The following is a 22,041-nucleotide window of genomic DNA, read 5'->3' as shown; positions in this document are numbered from 1 at the left end:
CGCCGGAAAACTCCACTCTCACCCGCCACCAATCGCGGGCAGGAAATGAATCTCACTCTCGGGTGACACCTTCTGCGATAGCCCCCGGGGAGTTACGTTCTGATCGACGGTCACCGCGATTCCGGGCCGCAGCTTCCCGTCAGGACAGAGCCGCTCCAGCGTTCCCGGATATTGAGCATCGAGGGACTGCACCGCTTCCAGCACGGTGCTCCCGTCGACAACCACTTCTTCCTCCCCCTCACAGAACGGTCTGAGCAGGGGAGGAACAAACAGGCGAGGCATCAGGGCCTCCTTTACTTCAGGACTGTTTCTGCAACAGTTCGTGCAGTACGCGTGGCGGCGACATCGGCAGCTCGTACATCCGCACGTCGACTGCTTCGTGAATCGCGGCTCCCAGCGCGGCCGGCGGCGGTACGATGGGAACTTCCCCAACGCCACGCACACCAAACGGATGACCGGGGTTCGGCACTTCCACGATAATCGTTTCGATCATGGGCAGGTCGTAACAGGTGGGAATCCGGTAATCGAGGAAGTTGGCATTCCGCATGCTGCCTTCCGTGTCATACCAGTATTCTTCGTTCAACCCCCAGCCAATCCCCTGCACAGCACCACCCTGAATCTGTCCTTCGACATAAGCGGGATGGATCGCCGTTCCGCAGTCCTGGGCAGCGGTGTAACGCAGAATATCGACTTTACCCGTATCCGGATCGACTTCCACATCGACCACGTGCGCACCGAAGGCACCGCCGGGCTCGTTGTGATTGGAAACGCCCCGCCCGACCAGCGGTTCGCCAGTCAGACTCAACTCGATGGCAATCTCTTTGAACGGCACTCGCTTATCGGGACCGACGACGCAACCATCTTCATAAGAGACAGCAGAAGGATCGACTTCCCACAGCTCAGCGGCCCGGGCCACGATCTGACGCTGCAGGTCTTTCCCCGCTTCATAAGCGGCCCAACCGGTCGCATAAGTTACGCGGCTGCCACCCGTCACGTCGGTGTAACCCACGCTGTCGGTATCAACCACAGCCGGCTTGATGTCTTCCGCGGCGATCCCCAGGGTTTCGGCAAACTGCATCGCGATCGCGGTACGCGAACCGCCGATGTCGGTCGAACCTTCGAGCAGACCAACCGAACCATCTGAGTTTACGGTCGCAGTCACAGCTGACTTCAGTCCAGCGTTGAACCAGAAACCACAGGCAATGCCGCGGCCTTTGTTATCCCCTTCCAGGGCTGAGTTAAAGTGCTCGCTGTTTTTGATCGCTTCCAGTGTTTCCACCAGACCGATGCGGGGATAAGTCACGCCATCGATCCGTCGGGTTCCCTCTTTCGAAGCGTTCAGCAGACGGAAATCAATCGGTGCCATTCCGATCTGTTCGCACAACTCATCGACGACCGTTTCTGTCGCAAACGCAGCGTTGGTCGCCCCGGGAGCCCGATAGGCATTCGTCCGCGGCTTGTTGACGCAGACGTCGTATCCTTCAACGCGACCATTAGGCACATCGTAGCAGGAGAAGACGCACATACAGCCGGCCCCGATCGGCGAACCGGGATAACCGCCCGCTTCGTAAGCCATCCAGGCTTCGGCGGCGGTAATGCGGCCGTCAGCATCGGCTCCCATTTTGACTTTAATGTAAGAACCCGGAGTCGGCCCGGTTGCCTGCAGCACGTCAGCCCGGTCCATCACCAGTTGCACGGGAGCTCCTGACTTGCGGGACAGCACAGCAGCCACCGGTGCGAGGTAGACCGAAATCTTACCACCAAAGCCACCACCGATTTCCATCGGCACGACTTTCACACGGGCCAGCGGCACGTCCAGCAGTTCAGCAACCTGCTGACGAACAGAGAACGTTCCCTGGGTCGATGTCCAGACGGTAATCTGTCCGTCGTTGTTCCAGAGCGAGGTCGCCACGTGAGGTTCGATGTAACCCTGGTGCACGGTCGCGGTACGGAATTCTTTTTCCACGACGTATTTCGCATCCGCGAAACCCTGGGCGATATCCCCTTTTTCATAGACGAGATGCTTGGCGATGTTCGAAGGCTTGTCGCCCATTTCACCCGAAACGGCTTCTTCGGTATGCACATCCGGGTTGAGTACCGGAGCATCGTCTTCCATCGCTTTGAGCACGTCCATGACCGGAGGCAGCACTTCGTACTCGACCTCAATCAGGCTGGCTGCTTCCTGTGCGATGTGAATATTGTCTGCAGCAACCGCGGCAATCGGGTGTCCCTTGTAGAGCACCTTGGTACGGGCCAGGTTGTTGCTGCTCAGATGATTCAGATTCACGGCCCCTTCGCCGAGTTCTGCAATTTTATCACCCGGCTCGGGCATGTCGGCACTCGTCGCCACAGCGCGAACGCCGGGCAGTGCTTCCGCCTTGGATGTATCGACCGACTTGATCACGGCATGCGCGTGCGGGCTGCGATGAATCGCACCGTAGATCATCCCTTTGACCTTGATGTCCGCGCCGTACAACGCACGACCGGTAACCTTGTCGGCTCCGTCGTGACGAATCGGACGCGTGCCGATCACTTTGTACTTGGGAGCATCACCACTGCCTGCATCTGTTTTGGTTTCATCGATTGTCGCCATTAGACCGTCTCCTTTTCACATGAGGCAGCTTGTCCACATCGTACTTCCGCAGCCTGCTGAATCGCACGCACGATCTTGTCGTATCCGGTGCAGCGACACAGATTGCCCGCCATCGAGAAGCGAATTTCCTCTTCGGTCGGGTTGGGGTTCTTATCCAGGAACGCTTTGGCAGACATGATGTAGCCCGGGGTGCAGATGCCGCACTGCAGCGCTGCATTTTCCAGAAAGGCTTCCTGCAGCGGATCCAGACCATCGCCGGGTGCGAGCCCTTCGATGGTTTCGATCTCGGTCCCTTCGGCTTCGACCGCCAGAACCATACAGGTATTGACGGCTTTCCCGTCCATCACGACCGAGCAGGCACCACAGTTGCCGTTGGAGCAACCTTCCTTGGCACCGGTCAGGTTGAGTGTATTGCGTAAGACTTCGAGCAAGGTCTGTCGAGGCTGACAGAGGAACTCCTCTTCACGGCCATTGATAGTCGCGGTTACGATCCGTTTCTTCGCCATCGAAGTGTCCTTATTAAAAATTTCAGTTGGGATTCAGTTGTAAGAGAGGGTTTTCGCTTCGCAGAAACGAATCATCCCCGAGCACGTTCCACCGCCTGTTTGATGACACGTTCGGTCAACACGCCGGTCACATGAATGCGGAATTCTTCGGTGCCCCGCATATCGGTAATCGGATGCACGACCGACTTCGCTGCCTCCGCTGCTTTTTTGATGGTTTCATCATTCACCGGCTGACCTGCCAGTGCGTCACACGCTTCCTGGCACAGGAACGGTTTGGCAGCGACAGCCCCCAGTCCAATGCGGGCCGAAACGAAGTTTTCGCCACTCTCATCCAGAACCACGGAGGCCCCGACTCCCACGACGGCAATATCCATTTCATTCCGGGGAATGAACCGCCGGTAATGTGAACCGCTGTGAGCGGGACGGGCCGGGAAGTGGAGTTCCACAATGATCTCCCCCGGTTCCAGCACATTCTGACCAGGCCCGGTGCAGAAATCTTCGACCGCAATTTCGCGGGTCCCATCAGGACCGGCAATCACGACGGTCGCTTCCAGAGCGATTAACGCGGGTGTTGAATCCGCGGCAGCACCGGCATTCGCCAGGTTTCCCCCGACGCTGGCCCGGTTCTGAATCTGCATGCCGCCAATAATATGACTGCTGTCAGTGATCGCGGAGTAGTTATCGACGATCCCCTGGTGGCCGTAGATCTGATAACAGGGAACCGCGGCTCCCAGGCGGAGCCCGTTGTCGTTGAGCTCCAGTGCCATCAGTTCCGGAATTTTCTTCAAATCGACAATCAGATCGGTCGTCAACCGGCCCGTGCGGACATGGTCGATCAGGTCGGTTCCTCCTGCCAGCGGGCGGGCATTTCCATTGCTTTTGGCCAATAACCCCACGGCATCAGCCAGGGAAACAGGTGCTTCGTATTCAAAATCACGCATCGCAGGTTGGTCCCTCTCCAAATTGTCTTGATCTTGCTCAATTCGCAGGCGCACTCGACTCGCTGAGTCAGTTCGTCTTAGCATCTATTATCAGTCACAGATCATTTAACATCAATGCAACCAAAGACGAACAGCCGCCCGATTTCCCATTTTTATAATTTCCTTTAGAATAAAGTCTCAGGCCGGTCTGACAAGCCCGATTCCCGCCCGCCAGCGGAGAAAAGTTCCGATTGAGCGACCCGACACACTTACCACGCCTTTGCGGATTTGTTAACCTGCTTCGCAGTGAACAGTTCCGGCGGCTCCAACGTCGCAGGCACCGTTGACGTAAGAGTATTGCTGACAGGATGTCATCAATCTGGACCCGCAATCCGGAAAAACACCATCAGCCAATGGTCTCTGAAACAAATTCCATCTACCAGAGATAGTGCCTCGAGCACTCAGAGGCAGGTTATATATAGTGGCACGTAAAAAATCGTCTTCTGATCTGAATCAACAAATCGAACAGCGCACCCGGGATCTCGGTGAGCAGATCTGGGGGCACCTGGAACGGCGCGAGCCGACCATGTTCGAAAAGCGCTGGTGGGACGATCGCATCCTCTCCTGGGCGATGGCCGACGAATCCGTCAAAGTGCAGATGTTCCGCTTTGTCGATGTGCTTCCCATGCTCCGCTCGCACGAATCCATCGTTCGGCACCTGCAGGAATATTTTGAAGATGTCCGCAAGCATCTCCCCTGGGCAGCCCGCATCGGTCTGGAACTTTCGCAACCGAATTCCGTCCTCGGGCGTGCACTGGCCCTGAACGCCCGCTCCAATGCCCGCCGCATGGCCAGCCGCTTCATCGCGGGTTCCTCTGTCGAAGAAATCCACTACACCGTCGACCGCCTCCGCAGCGAGAACTTCGCCTTCACCCTCGACCTGCTGGGCGAAGCGGTCATCAGCGAAGTCGAAGCCGAAGCGTATCTGCAGTCCTACCTGGATCTGATCTCCGGACTCGCACCCCGCGTACGGAAATGGTCCGAGAATGTTCAGCTCGACTGGGACAGCCAGGGACACCTGCCCCGCACCAACGTTTCCATCAAGCTCTCTGCCCTGTGCAGCCAGTTCAAGCCCACCGATCCGGTCGGCACGATGGCCGTCGTCCAGCCCCGCCTGCGGAAACTGCTCCGACATGCAATGAAGTACGACGCCTACCTGCACGTCGATATGGAGCAGAACTCCTACAAGCCGCTGACGCTGGAAATCTTCAAGCAGACGCTGATGGAAAAAGAATTCCGCGATTTCGACAACGTCGGCATCGTGATTCAGGCTTACCAGCCGGCCGCCGAACAGGATCTGCAGGACCTGCTCAAGTGGACCAAGAAACGCAAAACACCGATCTGGATCCGCCTAGTCAAAGGCGCCTACTGGGATTACGAAACCATCGTTTCCGGCTACCGCAACTGGCCGATCCCCGTGTTCCAGCAGAAATGGGAATCGGACGCCAACTTTGAAAAACTGACCAAGGTCCTGCTGGAAAACCATCAGTGGCTCCGACCTGCCTTTGGCAGTCATAACCTCCGCAGCCTGGCGCACGCCATCGCCGCGGCCCACGAACTGGACATCCCCCCTTCCGCTTATGAAATCCAGATGCTGTATGGCATGGGCAAGGAACAGGCCCAGGTCTTTGCAGAGTTGGGGCATCGCGTCCGCATTTACACGCCGTTCGGCGAACTGATTCCCGGCATGGCTTACCTCGTCCGCCGCCTGCTGGAAAACACCTCTAACGATTCATTCCTTCGACAAAGCTTTACCGAGCACGTCAACCTGGAGACCCTGATGATGAACCCGTCCGAACATGCGAAAACCGCCACCAAACAGAAACCGGCAGAAGACGACGGCTTCCAGAATGAACCGCTCACCGATTTCAGCCTCGAAGAATCCCGCACGAAAATGCAGGCGGCCCTGGAAGAAGTCGAAGACCAGTTCGGTAAAGAATACCCGCTGCTGATCAACGGCCGCGCGATCGACACCAAAGCCACGATCACTTCGCGGAACCCTTCTCACAAATCCGACTCACTGGGCACCGTCTCCTCCGCCTCCGCGGACGACGCCATCGACGCCATCGATGCCGCCCGGCGTGCCTTCCCTGCCTGGTCGCGTACCGAACCCCAGTACCGCGCCGAATACCTGGAACTGATCGCCGCCAACATGCGTCGCCGTCGTTTCGAACTGGCCGCCTGGATCGTCTTTGAATGCGGTAAACCCTGGGAAGAAGCGGACGGCGATGTCGTCGAAGCTATCGACTTCTGCATGTACTACGCCAACCAGATGCGCCGCCTGGCTCATCCGCTGCACTGTGACGTACCCGGTGAAGAGAACGTTTACTTCTACCGTCCCCGCGGCACCGTGGCTGTCATCGCCCCCTGGAACTTCCCACTCGCGATTCTGACCGGCATGACCGTCGCCTCCCTGGTCACCGGCAACACCGTCGTCATGAAACCAGCCGAACAATCATCAATCGTCGCCGCCAAGCTGATGGACGTGATCCACGAGTCAGGCATCCCCGACGGCGTCGTTAACTTCCTGCCCGGCATCGGTGAAGAAGTCGGCCCCGAACTCGTCGGCAGCCCCGACGTGGAAATGATTACCTTCACCGGCTCACGCGATGTCGGCCTGGCGATCAACGAAACCGCCTCTGATACCGATACCCGCCAGAAGATGGTCAAACGGGTCATCGCGGAAATGGGCGGCAAGAACGCGATCATCGTCGACGACGACGCCGACCTCGATGAAGCGGTACTCGGCGTGATCCACTCCGCCTTCAACTACGCCGGCCAGAAATGCTCGGCCTGCTCCCGCGTCATCGTGCTCGAATCGATTCACGACACCTTCGTCAGCCGCCTGGTCGAAGCCACCAAGGCCCTCAAGATAGGCCCCGCAGAAGATCCCGGCACCGTCGTCGGTCCCGTCATCGATGAAGAAGCTCAACAACGGATCCTGGAATACATCGAGATCGGCAAAGAAGAAGCCACCCTGGCCCTGGCCTGTGACACCTCCGACCTGGAAGACGAAGGCTACTACATCGGCCCGCACATTTTCACCGACGTCGATTCCACCTGCCAGATCGCCCAGGAAGAAATCTTCGGCCCCGTCCTCGCCGTCATCAAGGCAGACGACTTTGACGAAGCGATTACCATCGCCAACGATACACCTTATGCCCTCACGGCAGGCGTTTTCAGTCGCAGCCCCGCTCACCTGAACAAGGCACGCATGGAAATCGTAGCCGGCAACATCTACCTCAACCGGAACATCACCGGCGCCATGGTCGAACGTCACCCGTTCGGCGGCTTCAAGATGTCCGGCATCGGCAGCAAGACTGGCGGCCCCGACTATCTGCTGCAGTTCCTCGTCCCGGTCAACGTCACCGAAAACACCATGCGTCGCGGCTTCGCCCCCGATGCCACAGCGGAAGACGAAGAAGAATAACCGCCTTCAGGCTACTCTTCCCGTGGTCCCTCCGCGGGAAGATATTTTTCAAAGCCTTTGAGAGGCTTACTCTGCTCAATGAGTTGCGGCGTCAACAGCCCCGCAAAGTAGATCGGCAGCTTTGGCGGAGCCTGCAACTTTTTAATCAGCCAGTCCATCCCTGCGCTCCCGCGCACCAGCATGATCACACTGATGTTACTGTCTTCATCCAGATGTTTCGCCTCGAGTATACGCTCTGAATCCCCCAGTCTCTCGGCCACGTATGCTTTAGAGGCAGCTATGGTACTCGCTGCCTCGTTGCCGAACATCACAACATAAACCCCACGCTTTGCATATTCATCCAGATTCGGAGGCTCTCCACCAGTCAACTGACGGTAAGCACTGACTGCCTGCTCCAATGCAACTTCCGTCAACTGCTCATGTTCGCGTAATGCCTGGACAAACAGTGTCGACAGGTAATACTTATCATCCTCATGATCCCGCACGCCCCATAGAATCCGCGTACGCATATTGTGATTGGTCGTGGCATCAAAAGGGGGCGCCATATAGACGTGATACAACGCCCGCAGCACGTTCTTCGTCTTCTTCGTCCCCAGTCCAAAGCCATAATAGAGTGCTGCTTTGCGCACTCCCGGCGGTCCTTTCGGATCGAGTGCCTGATATAAGATCTCCGTCAATCGAGGATCGCGGGGCCAACCCATTGACTGAGAAAACCAGCCTATCATGACATTGGGTGAATGCTTCGAATGCCGCAGCCCCTGACGAAACAGTTCCAGCAGTTCCGCATCAGTCATTTTCAACTGATCCCGTTTCGCATAGACATCATCCAGCTGTTTGCCTGCTGCCGGATCATCGGCGAAATAGGCTTCATAATCAGGGGCCACATATTCCGACGCCGCATACGCATAATTCGCACCCACAGGAGGACGCGTGTAGTCAGGCAGATAACTCCGGGGACTTCCCTCAGGCAGGAAGTGAGCCAGTTCATTCAGCCGTCGCGTCTGTAACACCAACGCCGTGAACAGCTCATTGCAGTCCAACTCGAGGTGCATTCGCTTCGAAATGATATATTCCAGCAGTCGACGGTTCTTCAACCCCTTCACCAGCACGATGGCTGTCTCATATCCCTCATCGACCCGGGTAAGAAAAGCCAGTACCGCATCCTGCCGAGTCCCGAATGGTTTCATCACCATTTTCCGCAAAATCTCCGCAGCCCGGGGATGTGTCGCAGAAACATCAGGCCGATGAAAAGCAATGATCCACAGACCCAGATCATCAAACCGCTCTAACCCAGGTGGGTCGGTCTCAAACACCGCCTGCCAGGTCTCCAGTGTCGCTCCCACCGTCAGATCGTTCAACTGACTGTGATCATCCAGTAGCCCTGACAGCAGCTTTCGCGTCTGCTCCTTGTCGCCATAGGTCCGCATCCCCCAGGCAATCCGGTGTTTCTCATGCCAGGGCATCTGAGGATATTGCTCCATCAGCATCCGCACCAGATTTGCCGAACGATCCGACACCACCATTGGGCCGTGATAGAGTGCAGAGTGCGCGACGCCGGGAAGGTCACTGACACTCGCGTGATACATAAGTTCGATTGCCCGCGGATCCTGCGCTTTCCGATTCCAGATATACTGGTTTCCCACCTGTCCCAGCAGTGTGGTCCGATGTCGCGAACTGTTCCGTAGCCCACGCCGAATCAAAGCCAGACGCTCATCGATACTGTTGATCTTCAACTTGCCGTCGATCATCTGGTCCAGCTGCGCGCCCGCTGCTTTGTCATCCGGGAAAAACGCTTCGAAATCGGGAGGCACATACTTATCGGTCCGGTTCCAGGCAAACGGCGGCTCAATCTTTCCGGGCAGCGCCTGCGTGTCAGACTCCTCTGCCGGGAAAGCGGGCTGCATCCTGGAAACAGCAGCGACACTGATCAGCAACAGCACCAGAAACTTCACCACGCCACGCAACTTCAACTCAGAGGTCGATCGCATTTCATCTCCTCCTCAGTTTTCAGAATTCCCGGTGGCAGCCAGGCGCGTTTAACCGAATCCGCCGCCTCCGCCATCATCTCCCATGTAGCCCCCTTCAGGGACATCCAGGTTCGTGTAGTTGCCGAACCGCATCGACTCACGGAGCCACGTCAGGTTTACAATCCCGGTCGGACCACTACGGTGCTTGGCCACAACCACTTCTGCCAGACCCGGATGGTCTTCCGGATCATAAGCATCCGGACGGTGCAGGAACATGATCAGGTCGGCGTCCTGTTCGATGGCTCCACTTTCTCGCAGGTCGGCCAGACGCGGACGCTTGTCTTCACGCAACTCCACACCACGGTTCAACTGGGCCAGGGCAATCGTCGGCACATTCAATTCCTTACACAGCCCCTTCAGACGTCGCGTGATCCCCGCAATCTGCTGTTCACGAGGCATCGTCTTGTCTTCCGGTTCAATCAACTGCAGGTAATCGATGATGATCAGCCCCAGGTTGCTCAACCGCTTCAAACGTCGACAGATCGCACTGATTTCCTGAATCGTCCGCCCCGGCTTATCATCGATAAACAGAGGCATCTCGCTGATCTGAGAAGAGGCCTCCAGCAACCGGTGCCGCTCGTCTTCTTCCAGATCACCTGCACGCAGCGAGTGACCATTCACGCCCGAACGAATACACAACAGACGCTCTGCCAGTTCCAGCTTTGACTGTTCCAGAGAGAAGATGATCGTCGCCACGCCCCCTTCGTCGGCGGCGGCTTCCGCGAAGTTACAGACCAGCGCGGTCTTCCCCATCGAAGGACGGGCCGCCAGGACGATCAATTCGGAAGGCTGAAAACCATTGATCTGCTCGTCCAGGTCGACGAACCCGGTCGTGGTTCCGGTCAGCGATCCCTCTTTCTGGGTTCGCTCGTGGATCCGGTCGAAGGCATCCATCAGGATGTCCTTGATGTCGATCTTATCCCCTTCTCCCTGGGATTCGAGAATACTGAAGATACTCTGCTCGGCCTTGTTTAACACTTCCAGAGTGTCGCCCTGCGGCGAATAGCTTTCCCGAATGATTTCGGTACACGAGTGAATCAGTTCCCGCTGGACCGACTTGTCTCGCACGATGTTCGCATAATATTCCGCATGCGCCGCGTGAGGGACGCTCTCCAGGATCTCATGCAGGTACATCACATTGCCGGCCTCGTCCAGCTCTCCCTTGGAGTCGAGCTCTTCGGCCACCGTCACCGCGTCAATCCCGCGGACGCCGGCATCGTGTAAGCGCAGAATCGCAGCAAAGATCCGCGCGTTTTTATCGCTGTAGAAATGGTTGGTTTTGACAATCTGCACGAGGTCGTCAATGACCACGTTGTCGAGCAGAATACTGCCCAGCACGGCTTTCTCTGCATCCAGGTTCTGTGGTGGCACTTTACCGAACAGCTCCTCCACAGACTCCTGCTTTGGACGGCGAAAATTTCCCTTGCCCGCAACTGACATGACCATCCCCTGGAACGTTTGACTCAATGAAATGAAAACACACGACGCAGCCCCCGTTCAGCTCCGGGTGAATGCACGTCGTGTTGCAGGCGTCATCATATAACAACAAAAGAGGTCCGGCAATAACCGGACCTCTTCGTTTTTTATGACGCAGTTCGACAGCCCTGCTGCCGAAACGGGTTAGCTTTTTTCTGCAGTCGGTACGACCCAGACTTTGACTTCGGTCTTCACCTTTTCGTGCAGCTGCAGCTTGACGGTATACATACCGAGCTCTTTCAGCGGACCTTCCAGGCGAATCGCTTCGGCATCAACTTCGAAGCCGCTCTCCTTGAGGGACTTGCTGATGTCAACAGCCACGATCGAACCATACAGGTGACCTTCTTCGTTGGCGTTGGCTTCCATGGTGACGCTGTGCTTGCTGACTTTGTCTGCCAGACCCTTGAGCGATTTGAGATGCTCTTTTTCCAGCTCGGCCACTTTCTTCTGGTGCTGTGTCACCATCCGCTTGTTGTGCTCAGTGGCAATGGTGGCCATGCCGTAAGGCAGCAGGAAGTTACGGGCATAGCCGGGTTTGACCCGCACAATGTCACCCTGCTCACCGAGGTTGTCGACATTTTCTGCCAGCAAAACCTCGATAGATGACTTGGAACTACCGACCACAGAGGTGCTACGTTGTTTGCGAACCATTATCAATCACTTCCGTAATTTTCAGTTTTTACTATCGTTTTGAATAAAAATTGACTCGTTGTGCTGCTCCGTTGAAACGGCCTTCACTTAGAAAGGCACGTCGTCATCGGGCATTCCACCTGGTGAATCGTAAAAGGAATCTGCCGGGCTGGATGAACCACCACCCTGCGAGGAACCGCCACGGCTGCCATAACCGCCGCCGCCGCCACCGCCGCCACCGCCGCCGCTGGGACCACCACCGCCTCCGGGGCCATCGCCACGTCCGCCGAGCATGGTCATGTTTTCGCCAACCACTTTCAGCTTGCTGCGTTTCTGGCCCGATTCTTTGTCATCCCACTGATCGAGCTGCAAACGCCCTTCGATCAGTACCGAACGCCCCTTGGTCAGATATTCGCTGGCAACTTCTGCGGTGCGTCCCCACAGGGTCACATCCACAAACGTTGTTTCTTCCTTCCGGGAATTGGAATTCTTATCAAACCAGCTTCGGTTCACTGCCAGACCAATTTCCGCAACCGCGCTTCCTCCGGGCGTGTATCGCACCTGCGGATCGCGAGTCAGATTTCCTACCAGGATGACTTTGTTGAAACTGGCCATCAACGGCCTCCGTGAGTTTGAATGACTTAATCGGGTAACTTTCCTGGAGCCCTCTTCAGCTCCAGACTCCAGATGCAGACGTCTTAGTTGTCGCTGTCGTCGTCATCATCGTCGTTGAGAGCATCGTAGTCGACGCTATCATCACCGCCTTCGCTAACCGTTTCTGGTGCAGCGGAAGGATCGATGGCAGATACCATGGCATCAAACAGTGTCTGAGGCTGCTTGATGACCATCTGGCGAATCACAATGTCGCTCAGGTGACAGGAACGGGTGATAACATCCATTCCGCTACCAGGCATGGTGAAATACACCAGGTAGTGCAGGCCTTTCATGTGGCCTTCGATTTCGTAAGCCAGCTTTCCATCCTGCCAGGGACGGTGAGCGACGACCTCGGCACCGGCTTTTGACAGAATTTCCAGAACGTGTGCAATGGTTCCTTCGTGATCTGCAGCAAATTTGCCGCTGTCCAGCAGGAACATACCTTCGTAATTAACCATAACCGCTTTTTTCTCTGCTACAGACAAGACTGTTCTCCCGGAATAATTTGGCCCCAAGGCCAGATTGACGATCAGACTCTATTTTGTTTTGACCACCGGTTTTTACAAAAACCAGGGTCCGTGTTTCATTCAGGTGCATTCACCTGATTCATGGCGATTTCCAGGCCCTGTTCGACCCAGCATTCAACCCCGCGGGCCGCGTTTTGTACCGCCTGCGAAACCGAATCGGATTCGTGATCCCGAAATCGACTTAAAACATAATCCGCTACCGCAAACCCGGCCGGAGGTCGTCCCACTCCCATTCGCAGGCGTGGCACATCCTGGGTCCCCAGTTTCTGGAGAATGTCCTGTAAACCTTTTTGTCCTCCCGCCGAGCCGGACCCCCGTAACCGGAGCCGCCCCAGAGGCAGGTTCATATCATCACAAACCACCATGACATCACTGGCAGGCAGTTTGTAAAACTTCGTCACAGCAGCAACGCTGCGACCACTTAAATTCATAAATGTCTGCGGGGCAACGAGTAACACCTTGTCACCCCCCAGCGAAAACTCACCGACAAGCGCCTCAAACTGGCTTTTAAACCCGGCAACACCGTGCCAGTCTGCCAGCTGAGACAAAACGTCAAACCCGATATTGTGACGTGTTCGCTCGTATTGTCTACCGGGATTCCCCAGTCCTACGACCACTTTCACAACGCCACCCGTCAGGTTCTTAACAACTGATTACTTGATCGCGATTGAACCAGGGACAACTATTCTTCGGTTGCTTCTTCTGATTCGGATTCCCCAATAACTTCGGGAGCGTCAGGACCTTCGCCTTCTTCAGCTCCGGGTTCAGGAACGCCCTGCGGAGGCAGAACGTGCACCACAACCTGTTCTGGTTCGTTATGAATCTTGGCTCCACGAGGAACTTCGATATCGCTGACGTGAATCGCATCGCCAATTTCCAGCGAGTTGATTCGCACAGGCAGGCTGTCCGGAATGCTGTGGGCCAGACAGTCCAGTTCCAGTGTGTGCAGAGGCTGTTCCAGCACGCCACCATCGAGGGCACCAGGTGAAGTACCACGCAGGGTCACAGGAACTTCCACAGTCACCCGCTCGGATGCGTTGATCCGCACCAGGTCGACATGCAGAATGTAGGTGCCAAAGGTGTCCCACTGCAGATCACGTAGAATCGTCTCTTCGACTTTGCCATCCACGTCGATTTCAAAAACCCGTTCCCGGTTTTTGATCAGATCACGCAGATCGTGATCGTCGACACTGATATGGGCAGGTTCCAGCTCATGTCCGTACACGACAGCAGGAATACGCCCTGCACGACGGATGCGACGGCTTTCAATGGATCCCAGTTTTTCCCGTTTGGAGGCACTGATTCGCTGCAATACAAAATCGTCTGACATTTCCCAACATTCCTCGAAGAGTGACTCGACACATCTCGTCGAACCACTCGTCCATTAAAGACTTTGAATCGATAAATCCGACACGATATCGTGAATACAGTAATATTATCGTTGTCTCAAAGGGCTTCCGCAGTGGAACCGGAGATCGAAATCGGCCTCAAAACAGGCCAAAAAGGACAATTCCAACCGGTCTCCCCGGAGACAAAATCAGCGGGTCCAGCCGACTACATCAGCTGGTCTCTCACCAGATCGTTATAGTTGAAGCGTGCAAAAATAACTTCCCGCTTACAAATCTGCAACCGAACACCCCCTCTATCTTGGTTGAAAGTCACAAGACAGCCTGATTTTCAGGAATTGATTGACGGGAAACGCCCGGCCTGACATCACGATCTGCTTCAGGATCGCCCAAAAGTATACACAAAAACACCACACGAGATCAACCAGACCACCCCGGGATTCCCCGGATTCACCAGAAAAACTCAGCCGCCGATGCTGGAATCGGCGAGATTCCGTATTGGCTCAACCTGATCTGACTGTAGAATGGAATCAGCGTGAAAACTCAAGCTGCCCCGTAACTTCTGCATCTCAGAACCAGGGGCTTTCGCTCGATATCCCAAAAGGCAGTCTGCATGCATTTTATCCGTCTCACCCGGACAATCGCTTTTTCCATTATTACCAGTCTCATCCTGGTATCGGCCCCTGCTCTCCAGGCAGACGACAAAGCAGAACAGCCCTTTCAGCCCAACGATCCCCAGCAGGCCAAACCCAATCCCCCCCTGAATCAGCTCAAGCAGATCCTGCAGGGAATCTTTGGCAAGAAAAAGCCTGCCGAAGTACAGGTAGACGAAGCCGACAAAAAACGCACACCAGACTACTACCGTTACCCGCAGGATCTGGAACAGGAACGCCGCTTCAAAAGTGTACAGCAGTTACTCCAGGACGAGCAGTGGGAAGCCGCACGCGAAAAACTGCAGCTGATGCTGGAAAATAGCCTCAATCTGCCGGTCCACATCGCCGGGGAACGGGGATTAATCACCGACCGGGAACTGATCTACGAACTCCTGGAACTCCTGCCCGAGGAAGAGCAGCAGAAATTCGAACGGCAATATGCGGCCCTCGCGGAAAAAATGTTCAACGACGCACAGCAGAATAATGCGCCCCCCGAGCAGTTCGCCGAAATCGCCACCCGCTTCTCCAGCACTGCTGCCGGCGCCCGGGCGATGAACTACCTGATCTCCTATCATATGGAACGCAAAGAGTTCGGACTGGCTGAGCAATACGTGCAACGACTTCTGAAATACCAGCCCCCCCTGACCCGATCTCCTCAATGGAAAACGAAAGCCGCCTATATTCTGAAGCAGACGGGTAACCAGGAACTGGCCCGGCAACTGATGGCATCATCCAGCGGGACTGTCGACCTCAGCCAGCCGATTCAAATCGGAGGCAGCACCGAAAAACCGCTGACCTGGCTCGAAAAACAACAGATCCTTGGCTCAACCGGAAATCAGCCCCTGGCCGAATGGCCCATGCTGTTCGGCTCTCCCAGCCATGCCGCCCGCGCCCAACAGGCCGATCCGCTGCTGATTCCCCGCTGGTCTTACCCACTGACTTCCAACCATTCGATTCAGTCTCAGCTCGACCTGATCCAGGAAGACCTGGCCAGTTCCGAGCATGCCACTGTACCGGCTCTGCCTCCCCTGGCCATCGACGGCAAAATCGTCTTTCGCACTCTGAAGGGAGTGCAGGTCATCGACGCAGCGACCGGAGCCCCGCTCTGGCAGACAGCTCTGGAGAACTCTCCGGAAGAGTCCTTTATCAAAGCACAGATCAAGGGCCAACAGGAACCCGAGGCCCGACGGCTGTTTGATCCCGCACCGGACGTGCGTCCGTTCTCTATATACAATGGGACCGATCCCGATGCGCACCCGCTGACCAGCCTGATCTACCGCAACGCCAACTGGGGCAGTCAAAGCAGTGATGGCGAGCGGCTGTTTATTCTGGAAAGCATGCGACTGAACCTCAGCGCCAGCGGCACTTCGCGGAATCTGAACCGCTTCCGCCGTCGGCGAGGCGACTTTGAGGAAGACTTCTGGTCATCCAATCAACTGGTCGCCTACGACCTGCAAACCGGTCAGCCTCTCTGGAAAGTCGGAGGCGTCAAATTCGATGAACCGTTCGACCTGCCCCTCGCGGGAACCTTCTTCTTCGGTGCTCCCACCCCTTCCGGCAACGAACTCTATATCATCGGCGAACGCGATCGGGAGATTCGAGTTTACGCCCTTAATCCACAGACTGGTGAAGAACTCTGGTCTCAACAGATCGGCAATCCCGAACAGGATATCGCCCTGGACATGGTTCGCCGCTGGTGGATCGCACCGGTCGCCGTCGACCAGGGAATCCTGATCTGCCCGACTACCATCGGTCTGGTCACCGCTATCGGCCAGTTGAACCACTCCATTCTGTGGTCGACCCGGTATACCTCATCCGCTTCAGATGAGAACGGCCAGCATTTCAACCGCCTCGAACAGACCAGCTTCGAACCCCTCAATCATCGCTGGAGTCCCTCCGCACCGATTATCATCGACAGCAAAGTCGTTTATACGCCCCCCGATGATCAGTCGCTGATCTGCCTCGATCTGATCACAGGTCTGCCGGCCTGGACCAAACGGGCCAAAGAAGCTATGGTCTCCCTGGCCGGCGTCGCGGATGGCAAAGTGCTGATGGTGGGCATGAACAGTGTGACCGCCATCAACCTCAAAACAGGTAAAAACGCCTGGCAGACACTCTACGACAAACAGGCGGGTGCCCCTTCAGGACAGGCCGTGATTGCCGACCAGCATCTGCACGTCCCTCTGCAGAGCGGACAGGTCTGGACCTTCGACGTCGCTTCGGGCAAAGTCGTCAATCGACTGTCGAATGCCAGCACTAACCAGCCTTTGGGAAATCTGATCGTGCATCACGGTCAGTTTCTTTCTCTGAGCCCCCGCGGCCTCGTCAGCTACGAACAGAAACAGACCTTTGAAAATCAGATCCAAAAGATCAAGCAGCAGAACCCGAACAGCCCGCTGGCACTCTTCAAGGAAGCCGAACTGCTGATCATGAATCAGCGCTACCAGGCCGCCTGGTCCCGTCTGCAGCAGCTCGATCGCAGCCAGATCCCTGCCGCAGATCAGAAAAAATTTCACGACCAACAGGTTCACTGCCTGACCGCACTGATTCGCTCCGACTTCCAGCAACACGATGAACTGGTCACCGAGTTGCAGCAGCAGGTCAGCTCCGAAAGCGAACGACTGGAACTGCAGCGTCTGCTCATCGAACGCGCCCGGGCCCGGCACGAATTCTCCCGCACACTCTCACTGCTCAAGGAACTGGGACAGGCCCCCGCAGAAACGTTCTTCCAGAATGAAAATACTGAAGTCCAGATTGACTGCTGGATCGCCGGCCAGGCCGAAGATCTCTGGAGTCAGGCCAGCAAAGTAGAACAGGAACAGTTCACACAACATCTGAATCAGCGGGCAGCGGAACTCGCAACTGCCGACAGCGAAGATCAGCAACGCTTCCTGCGTCAGTTCGGTTTTCATACCGCCTCGATTCCGGTTTTGAGACAGCTCATCGATGGCGCCCTGGCATCGGAGGAATTCTTCACCGCAGAACTCTGGCTCTCTCGCCTGATCCAAGAGAAGCAGCCGGAACTCACCGCAGAAGGCCTGGCAGGCATGGTTCGACTCTGCCTGAAACACGAACTCGATGCCGACGCACAGCATTACCTGCAAGAACTTGCCAGCCTCGATTCTCAACTCCGTCTGCCCAATAATCAGAGCATAGAACAGTTCATGGTCGCCACCTTGCAGACGCTGCGTGACAACGAACAACGGCGACCGCAGTCCAGCAACTGGCGTCCAGAAAAACTCAAGCTGATTGTCGGCGGTTCGGGCCGCTATATTTCAACCCGCGAACAGACGCTCGACACACTCGACTCGCCCCTCCCCTTCTTCCGCACACACAGCCTGACCGTTGATCCCCGCGAGAACCGGCTGGCCATGACTAAAACCTTCAGCAAGCGAATGATCTGGTCAACGCCCCTGCGGTCTATGCAGCAGGCCCGTTCGTCCAGCTTCAATGAAAGCGAACTGGTGGGCCACAACCTGGTTCTCCAGCACCGCGACATGCTCCACCTCTACGACCTCGTCGACCGGAAGCTGATCTGGAGCCAGAAGCTCGAACGGGAACAGACCAATCGCCACTACAGCAGCATGTTCAACCGGACGCCCGCCCCGCTGGGAACCGAATCGTCGCTGATTCATCGGCACCATCCATCGATCGTGATTCGCAACGTCGGCATGATCGCCGCTGCGAACGCCGACTACACCTGCTATTACAGTCGTCGCAACATCATTCTTGTCGACACCCGCACCGGCCAGATCCGCTGGACTCATGAAAACGTGGATCAGGATACCCGGGTCCTCGGGGATGACCGGCAGATCTATCTCGTCTCGCGGAATCGTGAAGTGAAAAAGATCCTCCGCGTCAGCGACGGACAGGAACGCGAACTGCCGGCCAATATTCGCCTGATGAGTCACGCCATTTACCAGGGGGGCTCCAACTTTGTCGGCATCATTCCTACCGGCGACATCAAGCATCCCATTCGCGATGCCCGCCTGACTTCGATCTTCGCCTTCCAGCCCGGCGTGTCGCATCTGCCCTGGACACGCGAATTCGACCGCGAAACCAAATTCGCCATGTGCAGCCAACATTTCCTCGCGGCACTCACGCCTGCTGGGGAACTGAAAATCGTCGACCTCAGAAACGGTCAGGTACAGGACCTGGGAACGATCAACAAGGATCAGTTAGGCAAACACGATGACCTTTACGTCGTTGCAGATCGGGCCCGCGTCTACCTGGTCGGTAATTCCCAGGCACGCAACACGATCTCGGTCAGCGTGCCCTCAGTCCCCACGAATGGTTCCCTGACTGTCTTTGATCGCCAGACTGGAAAACAGATCTGGACCGAGGACTTCGAGAAGAAACATCTGGTCCTCGACGAACAGAATCTGCTGCCGATAACGCTCCTCGTCTCGCGCGATTACCTGCGAACCGGCAATCGGTCCACCAGCATTATTCATCTCAAAGCACTGGACAAACAGACCGGCAAGACGCTGCTCGACTGGAAAGCACCGCTGGAATCCAATATTCGGGACATCCGAGTCGACTACGAACAGAAAATGATGGAAATATTAATGTACAACGCCAAAATCCATCTCTACGACGCTGATGTGCTCGCTTTAGGCCGAACCGCCCCCGCTGCACCAGAACACGATCCCGCGAAAGCCGCTGAAAAGCCATCTCAGGAAAAGAGCGAAAAAAAGAATTGAAAAATTCTACTTGCGAAATAAAACTCATAAAAATAAAATGATGTAGTTTCACACCTGATATTTACTTACCCGATTTAACACCGTTTGAGAATCTCTATGTTTCACCGCCTGTTTGTCCTGATCCTGATTGGCTCTCTGGCTCTGCCAGCCGCCCCAGTCTCAGGTTGCGAATGTGGCGAAAAACAGACATCTCAGTCCAGTTCCTGCTGCTGTTGCACTCAAGCCGACAGGCAGTCAGAGCAGCCACAGCCCAAATCCTGCTGCTGTAAAACTGCGAAAACGGAAGAAAAACAGGCCCCTGCGGAGCAGAAGCAGCTAAACTGCCAGCAGAATGGCTGCCAGTGTCAGCACAGCTTCTCCCAGCCTGCAACCACGACTTCGGTCAAATCGGTTGAGCTGGCACAGCAGCTCCGTTGTAACTGGGACCTGATTGACCTGACAGCTCCCCTGAGCCCGGCGAAACGCCCGGCCGCTTCTCAATCTCGTGAGCTGCATTCTACCGAAGTTCCCTGTTCTGCAGAGGAACATTGCGCGCATTTCTGCCTCTGGTTGATCTAGTTCGCCCCGTTTCCGGCCGGATCAACCTGTGCCGTTCCCCGCATTTCATCATGTAAATGATGACGTGCGCTCCTGACCGGCCCCACGCCTTTCTGCAGGAGTCCCGAACGCACACCGCTTCAAGATACGTCACGTTTCAAGTAAGAAAAACCAAAACTGTTTTTTACCCTTAAGGAGAAAACCATGCGTCAAGTATTATCAATCGCCGCCGTACTGGCTGTTGTCGCTTTTGCAGGTCAGGCATTCGCCGCAGATGCTAAAGCAATCTGCCCCGTCGCCGGTAAGCCCGCCAAAGACAGCGTCACCGCTGACTACAAAGGCACCACCGTTGCTCTCTGCTGTGGCAACTGCAAAAAAGCTTTCGAAGCAAACCCCAAGAAGTTTGCCGCTAAAGCCAACCTGCAGCTGGTTGCTACCGGCAAAGCCAAACAGGTCAAATGCCCCTTCGCTGGCAAGCCTGTCAATCCTGCTCAGGCCGTTACTGTAGCTGGAACTGAAGTCAAATTCTGCTGTGGTGGATGCAAAGGCAAAGCCGCTAAAGCTTCCGGCGATGAGCAGATCAAACTGATCTTCAATGACAAAGCCTTCGAAAAAGGTTTCAAAGTCACTGAAAAATAAGCTGATTCGTCAGCGAAATCTTTCAGCATGCATTCGCGGGCCAGCGTGCTGAGATTTTAAACAGAGAGCGGGCGTTTCTTTCGAGAAACGCCCGCTCTTTTTTCATGCCTGGATCTGATCGAACAGTGTCAATCAGGTCGTGTATTCGGAATTCAGCCGCACGTATTCCTGGGTCAGGTCACTGGTCCAGAACACAATCGACTCTGCCCCGAAAGGCAGCTGCAGCTGAATCAAAACGTCCCGGTTTTCGCGAATCGAGCGGGAGACCGCCTCTTCATCAAATTCGGCCGGCATTCCCTGATCGTAGATCAGCATCCCGTTGATATGCAGCACGATATCCTGCTCGGTCAGCTTCACACTCGTCCGACCGGTCGCGGAAACAATCCGGCCCCAGTTCGGATCCGAACCGGCAATCGCCGTCTTCACCAGCGCATCATTGGCAATCGTGCGGGCAATTTCTTTCGCTTCCGCCTGCGTATTCGTCCCGGAGACTTCAATCGTGACGAAATGATCGGCGCCTTCTGCATCGCGGATGATCGCCTGCCCCAGTTCCATCGCCACTTCCATAATCGCCGTCTGCAGATGTGTCAGGTCGTCTGTTGAAAGTGCTTCCGCTCCCGAGGCCCCATTGGCCAGCAGAATGACCGAGTCGCTGGTACTCGTATGCCCTTCGACCGACACGCAGTTGAAACTGTAATCTACGGCTTCCCTGAGCAGCGCATCAGCCTGGCTGGCATTCAACGGAGCATCGGTCATGATTACCGACAGCATCGTCGCCATGTTGGGAGCAATCATCGCCGCCCCCTTCGCCACACCACTCACGCGTACGGTTCTCTCGCCGATCGACAATTCACGGGTTGCCTGCTTGGGAACAGTATCCGTGGTCATCATGCCCCGGGCTGCATTCAGGAAGGACTCCGCGTCCGCACCCAGTTCAGAGATCACCCTGGGAATCCCCGCCTCAATCGGTGTTCGTGGCAGGAAGTGACCGATGATTCCGGTCGAGCAGACCAGAACTTCTTCGCTTTCCAGTCCGAGTCCTTCTGCGACCTGGCTGGTCATCCAGCGGGCATCTTCGATTCCGCGTTCGCCCGTGCAGGCGTTCGCATTTCCCGAGTTGATGATCACCGCCCGCACCGAATCGCCGGGCACGCGTTCGCGGGATACCTTCACGGGAGCCCCACAAACCTGGTTCGTGGTATAAACGCCCGCCCCCACACAGGGCTCATCAGACACAAACAGCGACAAATCGAAGGTCGATTTGTTTTCCTTAATCCCGCAGGCCAGACCGGCAGACCGGAACCCCTGGGGCAAAATCATGTCAGCAGTCAACTGCTTCT

The 22,041-nt window shown here is 56.0% G+C and carries 16 protein-coding genes; 4 read left to right on the top strand and 12 right to left on the bottom strand.

Annotated elements, in window-relative coordinates; translation table 11 throughout:
• Nucleotides 1-18: 18 nt before the first annotated feature.
• The 4 genes from HG66A1_RS06305 to HG66A1_RS06290 all read right to left on the bottom strand — a co-directional run bounded on the left by HG66A1_RS06305 (nt 19) and on the right by HG66A1_RS06290 (nt 4,040).
• Nucleotides 19-282, bottom strand: a complete 264-nt coding sequence (locus tag HG66A1_RS06305; RefSeq protein ID WP_145181351.1) for a MoaD/ThiS family protein — start codon at nt 280-282, stop codon at nt 19-21.
• A 16-nt stretch (nt 283-298) separates the two neighbouring features.
• Nucleotides 299-2,593 (bottom strand): xanthine dehydrogenase family protein molybdopterin-binding subunit, encoded by a 2,295-nt coding sequence (locus tag HG66A1_RS06300; protein ID WP_145181350.1) that lies wholly within the window; start codon nt 2,591-2,593, stop codon nt 299-301.
• The gene (locus tag HG66A1_RS06295) at nt 2,593-3,099 is read right to left on the bottom strand and encodes a (2Fe-2S)-binding protein (protein WP_145181349.1); all 507 of its coding nucleotides are present in this window, start codon (nt 3,097-3,099) and stop codon (nt 2,593-2,595) included. The genes HG66A1_RS06300 and HG66A1_RS06295 overlap by 1 nt, the downstream gene beginning before the upstream one ends.
• A gap of 71 nt (nt 3,100-3,170) precedes the next feature.
• Complete coding sequence (locus HG66A1_RS06290; protein WP_145181348.1) at nt 3,171-4,040, bottom strand: FAD binding domain-containing protein; 870 nt, start codon at nt 4,038-4,040, stop codon at nt 3,171-3,173.
• Between the two features lie 460 nt (nt 4,041-4,500).
• On the opposite strand from HG66A1_RS06290, the gene pruA reads away from it, so the two are divergent.
• The gene (pruA, locus tag HG66A1_RS06285) at nt 4,501-7,509 is read left to right on the top strand and encodes an L-glutamate gamma-semialdehyde dehydrogenase (RefSeq protein ID WP_145181347.1); all 3,009 of its coding nucleotides are present in this window, start codon (nt 4,501-4,503) and stop codon (nt 7,507-7,509) included.
• Between the two features lie 11 nt (nt 7,510-7,520).
• Here pruA and HG66A1_RS06280 read toward each other — a convergent pair whose 3' ends face one another.
• The 7 genes from HG66A1_RS06280 to HG66A1_RS06250 form a co-directional block, all read right to left on the bottom strand.
• Nucleotides 7,521-9,497, bottom strand: coding sequence for a hypothetical protein (locus HG66A1_RS06280; RefSeq protein WP_145181346.1), 1,977 nt, complete (start codon nt 9,495-9,497; stop codon nt 7,521-7,523).
• A gap of 48 nt (nt 9,498-9,545) precedes the next feature.
• Entirely contained in the window at nt 9,546-10,976 is a 1,431-nt protein-coding gene (dnaB, locus tag HG66A1_RS06275) for a replicative DNA helicase (protein ID WP_145181345.1), read from the bottom strand.
• A 180-nt stretch (nt 10,977-11,156) separates the two neighbouring features.
• Nucleotides 11,157-11,663: a 50S ribosomal protein L9 gene (rplI, locus tag HG66A1_RS06270; protein ID WP_145037632.1), complete on the bottom strand. Its 507-nt coding sequence runs from the start codon at nt 11,661-11,663 to the stop codon at nt 11,157-11,159.
• An 87-nt stretch (nt 11,664-11,750) separates the two neighbouring features.
• Nucleotides 11,751-12,257, bottom strand: coding sequence for a single-stranded DNA-binding protein (ssb, locus tag HG66A1_RS06265; protein ID WP_145181344.1), 507 nt, complete (start codon nt 12,255-12,257; stop codon nt 11,751-11,753).
• 83 nt (nt 12,258-12,340) lie between these two features.
• The gene (gene rpsF / locus HG66A1_RS06260) at nt 12,341-12,754 is read right to left on the bottom strand and encodes a 30S ribosomal protein S6 (protein WP_145181343.1); all 414 of its coding nucleotides are present in this window, start codon (nt 12,752-12,754) and stop codon (nt 12,341-12,343) included.
• Between the two features lie 125 nt (nt 12,755-12,879).
• Nucleotides 12,880-13,446: an aminoacyl-tRNA hydrolase gene (gene pth, locus HG66A1_RS06255; RefSeq protein ID WP_145037626.1), complete on the bottom strand. Its 567-nt coding sequence runs from the start codon at nt 13,444-13,446 to the stop codon at nt 12,880-12,882.
• Between the two features lie 59 nt (nt 13,447-13,505).
• A complete protein-coding gene (locus HG66A1_RS06250) occupies nt 13,506-14,153 on the bottom strand; it encodes a 50S ribosomal protein L25 (RefSeq protein WP_145181342.1) in 648 nt (215 codons plus the stop codon).
• Between the two features lie 629 nt (nt 14,154-14,782).
• Here HG66A1_RS06250 and HG66A1_RS06245 point away from each other — a divergent pair.
• The 3 genes from HG66A1_RS06245 to HG66A1_RS06235 all read left to right on the top strand — a co-directional run bounded on the left by HG66A1_RS06245 (nt 14,783) and on the right by HG66A1_RS06235 (nt 20,701).
• Complete coding sequence (locus HG66A1_RS06245) at nt 14,783-19,525, top strand: PQQ-binding-like beta-propeller repeat protein (RefSeq protein ID WP_145181341.1); 4,743 nt, start codon at nt 14,783-14,785, stop codon at nt 19,523-19,525.
• 96 nt (nt 19,526-19,621) lie between these two features.
• Nucleotides 19,622-20,083, top strand: coding sequence for a hypothetical protein (locus HG66A1_RS06240; protein ID WP_145181340.1), 462 nt, complete (start codon nt 19,622-19,624; stop codon nt 20,081-20,083).
• 183 nt (nt 20,084-20,266) lie between these two features.
• Nucleotides 20,267-20,701: a hypothetical protein gene (locus HG66A1_RS06235; RefSeq protein WP_145037618.1), complete on the top strand. Its 435-nt coding sequence runs from the start codon at nt 20,267-20,269 to the stop codon at nt 20,699-20,701.
• 132 nt (nt 20,702-20,833) lie between these two features.
• On the opposite strand, the gene argJ is transcribed toward HG66A1_RS06235, so the two are convergent.
• On the bottom strand, nt 20,834-22,033 hold the full coding sequence (argJ, locus tag HG66A1_RS06230; RefSeq protein ID WP_232106765.1) for a bifunctional glutamate N-acetyltransferase/amino-acid acetyltransferase ArgJ: 1,200 nt from the start codon (nt 22,031-22,033) through the stop codon (nt 20,834-20,836).
• Nucleotides 22,034-22,041 lie beyond the last annotated feature (8 nt).

The sequence above is a fragment of the Gimesia chilikensis genome, from assembly GCF_007744075.1.
GTDB lineage: Bacteria > Planctomycetota > Planctomycetia > Planctomycetales > Planctomycetaceae > Gimesia > Gimesia chilikensis_A.
The sequence above is the reverse complement of the archived record's forward strand: the minus strand, read 5'-3'. Positions and strand labels throughout refer to the sequence as shown.